The following is an 11,493-nucleotide window of genomic DNA, read 5'->3' as shown; positions in this document are numbered from 1 at the left end:
GTCCCCACTGCTCCGATTCAAAAGAGGTACGCGATTAATTGATTACCAGTGCCGAACAGATCACACCACGATGGCTGACGGATCGACTCCAGCAGAACGGGCATCTGTCGCAACACACCGTAACTGACGTACAGATTGGTGAGACATTTGAATCAACCGCCGCCTTCTTTACACGGTTGAAAGTGATCTATTCCACTGAGTCGGAACATCGCCCTCATGCCGATCTAATCTTCAAAAATTATCGGGACGGTTGGTTTGGGGGCGGCATTGCGGAATCAGTCTTTTTCAACGAGATCGTCGCCCAAATGCCCGATCCACCGGTCTTCCGATGCTACGACTTCGATTACGACCGTGATGCCCGTCAATGCTATTTTATCTTTGAAGATGCCTCTGTGACGCACACCGAAACCCCTCCCAAAGAGGAAGGAACGTTCACCGTCACTCTCTACAAGCAGATTCTTGATGAACTGCTGAAGTTTCACACGCAATGGTGGGAGCACCCGCGAATTTCACAAGCCGATTTCCTCCGAGGAAGAGGAGGACCACTCCGCATGGCGGATGCTGCAACCCCCGAAATCATACGAACCTATTGTGAACACTGGAGAGACGAGCTGCTTCCCCAATTTGCAGACAAGGCTCAAGACGAATTACCACAAGAGATATTTGATTTTGTACATCACGCCATCAACCGGTGGGAACGGTTGTATGCCGAACGGATCAAAGATAACAAGGCTTTGACATTTCTACACGGTGACCTGCATCACTGGAATCTCTTTTATCCTAAAAACCCAGAAACAGATGGGCTCTATTTTGGCGATTGGGAAACCTATAAACGAGGGATGGGACCCTATGATCTCTGTTACCTAGTCGGAGGTGATTCCTCACCGCAACGGCATGAAATCGAGAAGGATCTGTTGCGCTACTATCACGATGGTCTTGTCGAAGGCGGAGTGGTAGACTATAGCTGGGAAGATTGTGTCTATGATTACCGGCTATCGGTGATTGCGACCCTCTTCCCTCCGATCGGCTGGCAAAGCGTGTTCCGATTCAAACTCCGATACGTTCATTTTCAGGACTGGAATTGTCAGGAATTACTCGATTGATTCCCTCACTCCTTTGTACTCAACTCCTGTAGGTCGAGATTCATATCTCGACACCGAAACGTCGATTTTGGAAAATCGACCTACAGAATTGCTCGATGAGACACCGCTGACTTCTTGGTAAACTTCGCTGCAATCATAATTCGTTTTATTCTTTCGCTCATGTTAAGAAAGCGTGCAACAAAAACGAATCTAGTTCCCTCGTTCATTAATGGATCAATGTACTAATGAACCGATGAATAAACTGTTTTCACGTTTTACGCATTACGTTTCACCTTCTGCACTCTCTTTTGAAATCAACCTTATTCCTTATTTCATACTGGAGTTCAAATATGCCCAAATTTGTTTCTGCTCATATTATTGCCTGCATGACACGACAGGATGTGGAAAGGCTCGCCAAGCGATTTATTGATGACGAAAGCGACGGCGTCAAGAGCTTGAAAGTACAGTGTGATACAGTCCTCGGTCGAATGGTCTGCGAATGGGAAGCACCGGATCGAGACACGCTCGTAGAATGGCTGAAGAAGCGGCATGTGCATTTTCGCGGCGGTGGGGAGTGGGTAATGCGTGTGCAGCTTGAAACGGCAGACAACACCGTTGCTAGGTTGTGATTGGGGTCAATAACGTGATGGCTGAATAACGCATCTTGTCTTACGGATAAGGAATCTCATCGTGCACTACCTTACGCGCCAAATCGCTTTTGAAGCCTCACACTACTATCGTGTTCCTGAACTCAGCGATGCGGAAAATTACGCCCTTTTTGGAGTGACCGCCAATCCAAACAGTCATGGGCATAACTACGTCGTAGAAGCGACAGTCAAGGGTAGGCTTAATCCTGAAAATGGGATGGTCATCAACATCACTGATCTGGATGAAGTTCTCAAGGACGAGGTTGTTGCCTACTATGATCATAAACATATCAACATACAACACCCCACCTTCGCGAATGACCCACACCTGCAACCGACAAGTGAGAATTTAGCGATCCAGATTTGGTATGCGATTGAACCGCATCTAAAAGGGACAAGCTTACATCGCATCAGGTTGTATGAGGGGACAGATGGTCTATCTCACGAAAGTTTACGAATTCAGTGCATCACACCGATTGCACAGTCCACAACTCAGCGATGCGGAAAACGAGGAAATCTTCGGCAAGTGTAACAATTTCTACGGGCACGGGCACAACTATGCACTTGAAGTGACAATAAAAGGTGAGGTGGACCCAAGAACCGGCATGGTTGCCGATTTAGATTATCTTGATGAAACAATCGAGAAGCAGGTCCACGGCCGATTTGATCATAAGCACCTTAACTTGGACACCCCTGAGTTTGAGAACCTCAATCCAACTTCAGAAAACTTTGTGAAGGTGCTCTGGAAGGTTATTGAACCGAATCTGAAGCCGATTCAGCTACATCGGCTTCGATTGAGAGAAACCCCGAAGAACCACTTTGATTACTACGGAGACGAAAGCAGTTAATGAAAATTTACCACGCAGACTCAATTGACAACGGAACAACTACCGCCGATCCAAAACTTGAATACATCTATACGCAGATGTTGGAGAGTATTGGTGAAGACCCAACAAGGGAAGGTGTCCTAAAAACACCGCAACGTGCAGCGAAAGCCCTCCAATTCTTGACACAGGGATACGACCAAAATGTCGAAGAAGTTGTGAACGATGCAATCTTCAACGAAGAGTACGACGAAATGGTCATCGTCAAAGACATTGAGTGTTATAGCCTTTGTGAACACCATCTCTTACCATTTTTCGGCAAGTGTCATGTTGGGTATATCCCTCACAAAAAAATCATTGGGCTCAGTAAAATTCCACGGATTGTGGATATGTTCGCCCGCCGCATACAGGTGCAAGAGAGGCTGACGAAGCAGATTGCGGAAGCATTACAGGACGTTTTGAATCCCGCTGGGGTCGCTGTTGTCATTGAAGCACAACATCTGTGCATGATGGTTCGCGGCGTACAGAAGCAGCATTCACAAACCATGACCAACGTGATGCTCGGCGAGTTTCGAGATAAAACCTCGACACGGACGGAGTTCATGAGATGTATTTAGATGATACCTAGTCCTAAAAACGCAGCGCTTTGAGGGGAATAGAGATGCTGAAGGACAAAGTTGCAATCATAACAGGAGCATCGCGAGGCATCGGTCGTGCAACCGTTTTGGCGTTTGCGCGGGCGGGGGCGAAAGTTGTCCTTGCAGCACGGACACAGCATGACCTCGAAACAGTGGCCAATCTCGTCAGCGCAGAGGGTGGAGAAGCCCTCGTTGTACCGACGGATGTAATACAAGCGGAAGCGGTAGAAACTTTGGTCAAGCGAACGCTAGAGGCTTATGGTCAAATCGACATCCTTGTGAACAACGCAGGGATCGGGGTCTTCGAGACCGTTGCCGATTCAGATCCGGAGGTATGGACTCAGGTAGTCGCGTCCAACCTCAAAAGCACCTATCTTTGCTCGAAACACGTGCTACCCGCTATGCTGGCGCGTCAATCCGGTCTCATTATAAATGTGTTGTCCATTGCTGCGAAAGTTGCATTCCCAGCCTCAAGTGCGTATTGTGCAGCAAAGGCGGGTGCACTCGCGTTTACAAAGGTTCTGGCGGAGGAGGTACGGAGCGAGAATATCCGTGTCACGGCGGTCTCGCCCGGATCGGTTGACACGCCGTTCTGGAAGGAGATTAACGGGCATCCTGACCTGAATTTGATGTTGAAGCCTGAACATGTCGCAGAGACCATTCTCTTTGTTGCGACGCAGCCGGCTGGCATAGTCACCGACGAAATTGTCGTAACACCACCGCTTGGCATTTTGTGAAGGAAAGTACAGGTTATAGACATAAACAAAAAAGAAAAGTTTTGATATTCTCTAGGAAGTTACGCACTTCAGATTGTAGTTGCCCGATTCATCGGGCGTCGAGGGACAGGTTCAGACTCCACACCAATCGTAGGCGGGGCATCTTGCCCCGCATTAGTGACGAAGCATCGAACCACAACACCTCATCGTTCAACTGCGTAAGTCCTAATTCTATAGATTTTTAACGATCTTTTGTGATCGAGGTAAATAATGACTAAACTGGAACAGATGCAACGGGTCGAATCCTGTGGGGTTGTCGCGATCATTCGTGCGAACAGTTCCGCTGAATTGATTGAGGTTGCAGCAGCGATCAAAGCGGGTGGTGTCGACCTAATTGAAGTAACGATGACAACCCCGAATGCGCTGAGCGTTATCAGCGATGTCGCCGCACAATACGGCGATGAAGTGCTAGTAGGCGTTGGGTCGGTACTCGATGCCGAAACCGCACGGGCAGCGATGCTGGCGGGTGCGGAGTTTGTTGTCAGCCCGGTGACAAAGCCAGATGTTATCGAAATCTGCAACCGATATAGTAAAATTGTGATGCCGGGGGCATTTACGCCGACGGAGATCTTGGCTGCATGGGAAGCCGGGGCGGACTATGTCAAAGTTTTCCCATCGAGCGGCGTGGGACCAAGCTACATCAAAGATGTGAAGGCACCGTTGCCGCATATCCCAATGATTCCTACTGGCGGTGTGAGTGTTGAGAATGCCGGCGAATTCATCAAAGCAGGTTCAGCCGCGCTTGGCGTGGGCAGCGCACTGGTCAACAATCAGGTGATTGCCGATGGACGGTTCGATCTCCTGACAGAGAACGCGAAAAAATTGGTAGAAGCCGTACAAATCGCCAAAGTGGATCAATGACCCTGTAGGCATCACGCGTCCCACAGATGTGCGCATATTTGTATATTGACAGTTCATTGGGTCTGTGTTAATCTTCAAGTACCACAGCCAGCCAGTAACGAGGATGGTATATATGCAGATAAACGGACTGGTCTTAGGAAAATATCGTATTGAAAAACTGATTAACAACGGTAGTTTTGCCTCTGTTTTTCGAGCAAAAGAAGAGTTTACCAGCCGTACCGTTGCGATCAAAGTGTTGCCCAAATCAATCTACCCCAGCGGACGCATGCGTTACCTGCTGACCGAGTTGAGTGCAATGGGACGGAATTGGGGACATTCCAACATTGTCTCCATCCATACCGTTGAACCCGGCGATGATGAATACGTCGCCTACATCGTCATGGAGTACGTTGACGGCCCCAGCTTGCGTCAATTAATCACTGCGACGCCACTTCGGCGTAATCTAGCACTCAATATTGCGCTCGATATCTGTCGAGGGCTTATCGCTGCACATGGGCAGAACATCATCCATCGAGATATTAAGCCGCAGAATATTCTGCTGACCTCTGACGCAACAGCGAAAATTTCTGACTTCGGCGTCGCACGTATCCTCGAAGCAAGCACCGACTACGCAGGAACAATTACGGGCACACGAAGATATATGGCACCTGAACAGTATGAAGGCAGTTACGATTATCGGGTGGATCTCTACTCAACAGGGTTAATTCTCTACGAAATGTTTATGGGGAAATTTCCATTTCGAGGAAAAACGCAAGCGGAAATTCAGGTAAGAAAACAGAGCGAAGAGATTGAAATCGACTATAAACTACCTGAAGATATGCGTGAGATCTTACGGAGAGCATTGCATCGAGATACGCAAATTCGGTATCAAACCGCCTCAGATATGTACGAGGATTTGAATCGTGTCCGAAAAAAATGGTATGCGGACGCCGTGCGGCATACAATGACAAATCAATCAAATCCGGCGATACAAGGCGCAATGCTATCCGAACACAGAAAGGATTTACGCGTTTCTGCTGAGGCGGCGGAGAAAATTGAAGCGGAGATATCTAAGGAACAGAACGCAAAAGCAGAAAAACAGAGCCAACTGCAACTTGAAACACAGGTCAATCTACACTACGATAAAGCCATTCAACTCATCGGTGGCACGCAGTCACAGCAAGCATTGCAAGAGGTGCAACAGGCACACCGCCTCTACTTGAATAGTATCAAAGCAACCAAAAAAGCGGATTGGATATTTCGGCATCTATCGGATCTGATGGTTCCTCCTCAACCACCCGCAACAGCAAAAGAGATGATTGGGTTAGTTGACCAGTTGCCGGTTGACGAGGTTGCCGAACTCAGAGCCTTACTGAACAATCGTTTCTCTGCTGACACCCCGATCGATGTGCCCTCTGCCGCAGGTTCAGGCCCACTTCCTACAGACAGCGGCACCGGCTCCGATCTGACATTTCAACCGCTCAATCCACAGGAGACTGCCCCGGAGTATGTGCTGCGAAAACTCCATGAGGTGACTCAAGCGCCCCATGAGAAGCTGGCTGCTCAGATCCGTCAAGCGGCTGAAGAATATGCACAAGCCGGGAAAAGCCGACGCAGCCGCGCAGAGTACAAAAAACTAGGGGAATATTATAAAATATCTGCGGAGGACTTTATTGGGTCCGAGACTTGGGAATTGGGCGCAGATTGTTACGCGCGAGCGCGGCTTGCCTATACAGCCGGCCGTCGTTACAGTCACGCACGCCAGTGTGCACAGGAAGCCGGAAGCTACTATGCCATGCGGGCGGACGCCTTAGAAAGGGAACAGACTTGGGCGGACGCCGGCAGACTCTACGCACTTTCAGCGGACAATTACGCTCATGCCAACCTATGGGAGGCTGCGAATCAGAGTCTATCACGCACGACAATCTGCTATCTCAATGTCGCAGAAAATGCCCGTGTTATAGGGGATCTCAGTTTATCCTACGACTATTGTGATAGAATTTTAAGGATTTCAAAGAGGCTGAAAAGAACCACCAACGCTGAAGTGGGTGCGCGAAAACTATTACGGGAAATAGAAAATCTCTTTACAGCAAGCTAGCGAGTGGGGAATAATAGGAAGTTTATGTGAATGGAATTTTTATTTATAGATGAATCCGGTGACAATGGTTTAGTCAAAGGGAGTTCTGATTTCTATATCCTAGCAGGAATTTCAATTGAGGATCAGTGTTGGAAAAAATATTACTGGGAAATACAAAACCTTCGATTTCAAATTGCTAAAAAATATGGGTTAACAATTAACGAATTAAAGGGTTCTGAACTTTTCTCTCATAGAGGTCCCTTTTTCAAATCACGGTTAACTCCACGCGATTTAGAATGGGTTTACGATCAAATCATGGATTTAATTTGCGACCCACGTGGTGAGCTTTTTGCTATCGTTAAATCAAAAGAAGAGTTTACAAAACGCTACTATCAAGCAGAAGTTAAAATTAAAAGTCTCGTTAAAACTTTCAATAATGAGATTTGGGGTGAATACCTGTCATTCTACGAAGGACACGTAAAAAGGAAGTCAATTAAAAAGGGATATCCCCATACGGCACTTATTTACGTTGACCATCCAGGTTATGAAAAACATATACGACAAAAGGTCAGAGAGTACTCAAGAACATTTCCTGACGATGCTAAATTTCCGGGGGAAGGTATCGTTGAAGATTGTATTTTTCGTGACTCACAAACTTCCCATTTTATTCAACTAGCTGATATCTTGGCTTTTTCAATAAATCGACTAGTCACAGGGAAAGGAAACCGCGATGTAATCACAATCAAGCGATCAATAATAGAAAAGTTGAAGTCAAAGTTGAATGGGCAAATTGATTTTAAAAAATTGCCTTCATAGAAAAGGGCTTCAGGAAAAAATCCCAAAGCCCTATCCCTATAGTCATTTTGTGCGATTGGCGCGACCTACCCCGCTCTATATGAACGGATCAGCCGTGCATTATACAGTGTAATATATCATGCTATCGTCTGTCAAGGATTTTTATCGAAAATATGAGAGCGAAACAGATTAAATCAACTTTACGAAGCGGAGAAGTCATTGTTGGGACCTTTGTGATGGAGTTTGCGGTACCACAAATTGCGACCATCTTAGCGAGTGCTGGGGCGGATTTTATCATTGTGGACATGGAGCACACAACCTTCACAATGGAAACGGTCGGGCGTATCGTCAGAGCGGCGAGAGGATCTGACCTACCCAGTATTGTACGTGTGCCAGACAAGGAACGCCATTTTATCTCCCGCGCACTTGACGCCGGAGCATCAGGCGTGATGATTCCGCGCGTGGAATCCCGCGAAGATATCGAAAATGTTGTAGAGTGGGCGAAATACGCGCCTGACGGAGACAGAGGAGTCGCATTCGGAATCGGACACACCGATTACGGCGATTTTCGGAAATTAGACGGTGTCAAATATACCCTTCAGACAAATGAAGAAATTTTCATCATCGGGCAGATCGAGACCGCGAAGTCGGTGGACAACATCGATGAGATTCTTGCCACCGATGGACTCGACGCAATCTTCCTCGGACCGTATGACCTCTCGACATCACTCGGTATCTCCGGTCAACTCGACCATCCGTTGATTGTCGAAAGCATCGAAAAGGTTATCGCTAAGGCAAAGGAATCTCAAATCGTGCTCGGCAGCTACGTCAACGATTTTGAGAGTGGCAAACGATGGGCAGACGCGGGTGTTCAGCTAATCGCTTGCGGAAACGACGCTTTTCTCATCACCTGCCGGTTCGCAGAACAAAGTGAAAAATTCAAGGATTATGTATCAGGGTGAACCGATGAACGAACGAACTTATGATATTTTAGCAATCGGCCGCAGTTCGATAGACCTCTACTCCAACGACATCGGCACCCCGTTCCCCGAAATCGGCAGCTTTGGCGCATTTGTCGGGGGTTGCCCAACCAACATCAGCGTTGGGACGCGACGACTTGGACTCCGATCCGCTGTGCTTACCGCGCTCGGCGAAGATCCGGTGGGTGACTTCATCCTTAAATTCCTAAATGACGAAGATGTCGAAACAAAGTTTGTCTGTCACAAAGCGGGACACCGAACCAGTGCGGTTGTGCTTGGGATTGAACCGCCGGACCGATTCCCGCTCGTCTACTATCGCGACAACTGTGCTGACATCGAACTCACAATCGACGATGTCCTCGCCGCACCGATTGCTGATAGCCGTGCGTTACTCATTTCTGGCACTGGATTGAGCAAGGAACCGAGTCGAAGCGCAAACCTCTTTGCCGCTGAATACGCTCAATCCGTTGGAACGACCGTGTTCTTTGACCTTGACTTCCGCGCGGACCAGTGGCATGACCCCCGCGCTTTCGGGGTGGTCGCCAGATCCGCACTGCGATTGGTCGATATTGCACTCGGAACGGAGGAGGAGGTCAAAGCAGCTTCACTCTCCGATGTATCACAACTCTCGATTACCCACTCCCAAATCTCCAACCCCGATATCGAAGGCGACGTGAACGCAGCAATTAAGACAATCCTCAGTGGGGGTCCAGAGGCGCTGGTGATGAAGCGCGGGGTTGAAGGTGCCGATGTTCATCTGTCCGACGGGGCAATTATCAACGGCGATCCGTTTCCCGTTGAAGTGTATAACACACTCGGTGCAGGGGACGCCTTCGCCAGCGGTTTCATCTATGGCCACCTGAAAGATTGGGGCTGGGAACGATCTGCCCGCTTGGGCAATGCGACGGGAGCGATTGTCGTCACCCGCCACGGTTGCGCGAACTTTATGCCGACAATGCGCGAGATCGAGGATTTTGTTGAGGAAAGAGGTGGCTGGTAATTGGATGCAGCTAGCTTAGCCCAGCGTCATCAAGAAGCGCTTTCCATCGCCGAACACTGTGCGGAGGTCTTACAGAAACAGTTCGGTGCGAAGCAGGTCATCCCATTCGGCTCACTTGTAGGAGATAGTCCTTGGCATGAGGCTTCCGATCTCGATCTGGCTATCGAAGGGCTGTCCCGCGAGGCGTGTTGGGAGGCGGAAGCGGCTCTGGAAACGATAGTGCCTCCGTGGCTGTCTGTCCATTTGGTGCTTTTGGAATCAACTCCCGCCGAAATCCGTAAACACATTTTGGAAGGGTCCCCGATGGCTGAAAATCCTCGCGCTGCATTGAAATTAAGATTAACAGCCGAAATTGCTGCGCTTGAACCAATCACAGCGGGGCTTACAGAAGGTCTGAACAGAGCAGGTGAGCAACCGGATCAGTTCGCCACCCGTGCGTTAGCGAGCTATGTGGACGATTTTTATTCAGGCATCGAACGCATCTGTGAAAGGATTGCCATCACACTAGATGGCGACTTACCAATGGGTGAACAGTGGCATCGGACTCTCCTGTACCAAATGGGACAATCGCGGGCTGACCGCCCACCCCTGTTTTCTCAGAACCTATTATCAGACACAGATGAATACCGCCGCTTTCGCCACAGGCTTCGCCATATTTACGGATACGAATTGGAACCCGCGCGGGTGACGGCACTGGCACAAAAAGCAGTTTTGCTGTCTGAAGATATTCGGGAGGCGGTAATGGCTTTCTGTGATTGGCTTGAAGAGACAGCACTATAAGGTTGGGAAACCCAGCCCCTACAATTTGGTGCTCATTATAATTCTGACGCTGAAGTTCGCCTGTTAAAGTCGCCTACAAATCGGTCAGATTTGATTTCTCGCTATCAGCAGATATTTGGCACAATGATTGATAGATAGTCACAGAACAAGGAGGTTAAACCTTATGAAAAAGGGAATCTTTCTTGGCTTCAACCTATTATCAGTCTCTGTTTTTCTTGTATCAAGCACCCTCGCCCAAGATTCCCCGCAGTGGCATCTACCCAAAGGAGCTAAAGCGCGCCTTGGTAAAGGCCGGATAAGTAATATAGCGTATTCTCCGGACGGAAACTACTTAGCAGTGGCGGCTTCTACCGGGGTTTGGATTTACGATGTACACACCGGGGCAGAACTTGAGCTGCTCACGGGGCACACGGCGGAAATTGAGAGTCTAGCGTTCAGTCCGGATGGCGACACGCTAGCAAGCGGGAGCGACGATGGCACAGTACTCCTGTGGAACGTCGCACCGCTAACAAATACATCGCCGCAGATAGCCGCCTATGATGTCAACCAAGATGGTATTGTAAACCTCGTCGATTTGGCAACGGTCGGAACACTATTTGGACAAACAGGAGAAAGATTATCGGGAAATGTCAACGGCGACGGCATGGTCAACATTTTTGATCTGGTTGCTGTCAGTGCCCACCTTGAGGAGACAACGATTTCCGCAGCGCCTGTAGGTCGCAGCGGACACCGCGTGACACCGATCGGTGTTCGCATCACTCCTAAAACAGTTCAGAACTGGATTGCCCTAGCGCAAACGGCAGATGACGGCTCGCCCATCTTTCGGCGCGGCATTGCTAACCTCGAAGCAGTGTTAGCTATGCTCACTCCTGCCGAGACCGCACTGCTCCCAAACTACCCCAATCCATTCAATCCCGAAACATGGATACCGTATCGTCTCGCCCACGCCGCTGATGTAACCCTCACGATTTATGATATAAAAGGTGCGCCCGTGCGCCGGTTGGATTTGGGGCATCAGCCCGCAGGGTATTACACAGATCAGGCAAAGGCAGCC

The 11,493-nt window shown here is 48.9% G+C and carries 13 protein-coding genes; all 13 read left to right on the top strand.

Annotated elements, in window-relative coordinates; all coding sequences use genetic code 11:
• Positions 1 to 38 precede the first annotated feature (38 nt).
• Positions 39 to 1,103: a phosphotransferase gene (locus J4G02_16800; protein ID MCE2396214.1), complete on the top strand. Its 1,065-nt coding sequence runs from the start codon at positions 39 to 41 to the stop codon at positions 1,101 to 1,103.
• Positions 1,104 to 1,432: 329 nt separating this feature from the next.
• Positions 1,433 to 1,711: a hypothetical protein gene (locus J4G02_16795; protein MCE2396213.1), complete on the top strand. Its 279-nt coding sequence runs from the start codon at positions 1,433 to 1,435 to the stop codon at positions 1,709 to 1,711.
• Between the two features lie 61 nt (positions 1,712 to 1,772).
• Complete coding sequence (locus tag J4G02_16790) at positions 1,773 to 2,261, top strand: 6-carboxytetrahydropterin synthase (GenBank protein MCE2396212.1); 489 nt, start codon at positions 1,773 to 1,775, stop codon at positions 2,259 to 2,261.
• Entirely contained in the window at positions 2,161 to 2,577 is a 417-nt protein-coding gene (locus J4G02_16785; protein MCE2396211.1) for a 6-carboxytetrahydropterin synthase, read from the top strand. Before J4G02_16790 ends, J4G02_16785 begins: the two co-directional genes overlap by 101 nt.
• Positions 2,577 to 3,170, top strand: coding sequence for a GTP cyclohydrolase I FolE (gene folE / locus J4G02_16780; protein ID MCE2396210.1), 594 nt, complete (start codon positions 2,577 to 2,579; stop codon positions 3,168 to 3,170). Before J4G02_16785 ends, folE begins: the two co-directional genes overlap by 1 nt.
• Before the next feature lie 44 nt (positions 3,171 to 3,214).
• Entirely contained in the window at positions 3,215 to 3,928 is a 714-nt protein-coding gene (locus J4G02_16775; GenBank protein ID MCE2396209.1) for an SDR family oxidoreductase, read from the top strand.
• Positions 3,929 to 4,177: 249 nt separating this feature from the next.
• The gene (gene eda / locus J4G02_16770) at positions 4,178 to 4,828 is read left to right on the top strand and encodes a bifunctional 4-hydroxy-2-oxoglutarate aldolase/2-dehydro-3-deoxy-phosphogluconate aldolase (protein ID MCE2396208.1); all 651 of its coding nucleotides are present in this window, start codon (positions 4,178 to 4,180) and stop codon (positions 4,826 to 4,828) included.
• Between the two features lie 112 nt (positions 4,829 to 4,940).
• Positions 4,941 to 6,905 (top strand): serine/threonine protein kinase, encoded by a 1,965-nt coding sequence (locus J4G02_16765; GenBank protein MCE2396207.1) that lies wholly within the window; start codon positions 4,941 to 4,943, stop codon positions 6,903 to 6,905.
• A gap of 30 nt (positions 6,906 to 6,935) precedes the next feature.
• Positions 6,936 to 7,700: a DUF3800 domain-containing protein gene (locus tag J4G02_16760; protein MCE2396206.1), complete on the top strand. Its 765-nt coding sequence runs from the start codon at positions 6,936 to 6,938 to the stop codon at positions 7,698 to 7,700.
• A gap of 152 nt (positions 7,701 to 7,852) precedes the next feature.
• The gene (locus tag J4G02_16755) at positions 7,853 to 8,641 is read left to right on the top strand and encodes an aldolase (GenBank protein ID MCE2396205.1); all 789 of its coding nucleotides are present in this window, start codon (positions 7,853 to 7,855) and stop codon (positions 8,639 to 8,641) included.
• A gap of 4 nt (positions 8,642 to 8,645) precedes the next feature.
• Entirely contained in the window at positions 8,646 to 9,659 is a 1,014-nt protein-coding gene (gene iolC / locus J4G02_16750) for a 5-dehydro-2-deoxygluconokinase (GenBank protein MCE2396204.1), read from the top strand.
• Complete coding sequence (locus J4G02_16745; GenBank protein MCE2396203.1) at positions 9,660 to 10,439, top strand: nucleotidyltransferase domain-containing protein; 780 nt, start codon at positions 9,660 to 9,662, stop codon at positions 10,437 to 10,439. It begins immediately after the preceding gene.
• Between the two features lie 163 nt (positions 10,440 to 10,602).
• Positions 10,603 to 11,493 (top strand): hypothetical protein (locus J4G02_16740; GenBank protein ID MCE2396202.1); only part of this gene is annotated, 891 nt, incomplete at its 3' end.

The organism is Candidatus Poribacteria bacterium (assembly GCA_021295755.1).
GTDB lineage: Bacteria > Poribacteria > WGA-4E > WGA-4E > PCPOR2b > PCPOR2b.
Note: the sequence above shows the minus strand (reverse complement) of the source record. Positions and strands in the feature narration are given on the sequence as shown.

Bases quoted from the DNA above. Each gene is read 5' to 3' on its own strand.
- J4G02_16795 (MCE2396213.1), top strand. From the start codon at position 1,433: ATGCCCAAATTTGTTTCTGCTCATATTATTGCCTGCATGACACGACAG.
- J4G02_16785 (MCE2396211.1), top strand. From the start codon at position 2,161: ATGGTCTATCTCACGAAAGTTTACGAATTCAGTGCATCACACCGATTG.
- folE (MCE2396210.1), top strand. From the start codon at position 2,577: ATGAAAATTTACCACGCAGACTCAATTGACAACGGAACAACTACCGCC.
- J4G02_16775 (MCE2396209.1), top strand. From the start codon at position 3,215: ATGCTGAAGGACAAAGTTGCAATCATAACAGGAGCATCGCGAGGCATC.
- eda (MCE2396208.1), top strand. From the start codon at position 4,178: ATGACTAAACTGGAACAGATGCAACGGGTCGAATCCTGTGGGGTTGTC.
- J4G02_16765 (MCE2396207.1), top strand. From the start codon at position 4,941: ATGCAGATAAACGGACTGGTCTTAGGAAAATATCGTATTGAAAAACTG.
- J4G02_16760 (MCE2396206.1), top strand. From the start codon at position 6,936: ATGGAATTTTTATTTATAGATGAATCCGGTGACAATGGTTTAGTCAAA.
- J4G02_16755 (MCE2396205.1), top strand. From the start codon at position 7,853: ATGAGAGCGAAACAGATTAAATCAACTTTACGAAGCGGAGAAGTCATT.
- iolC (MCE2396204.1), top strand. From the start codon at position 8,646: ATGAACGAACGAACTTATGATATTTTAGCAATCGGCCGCAGTTCGATA.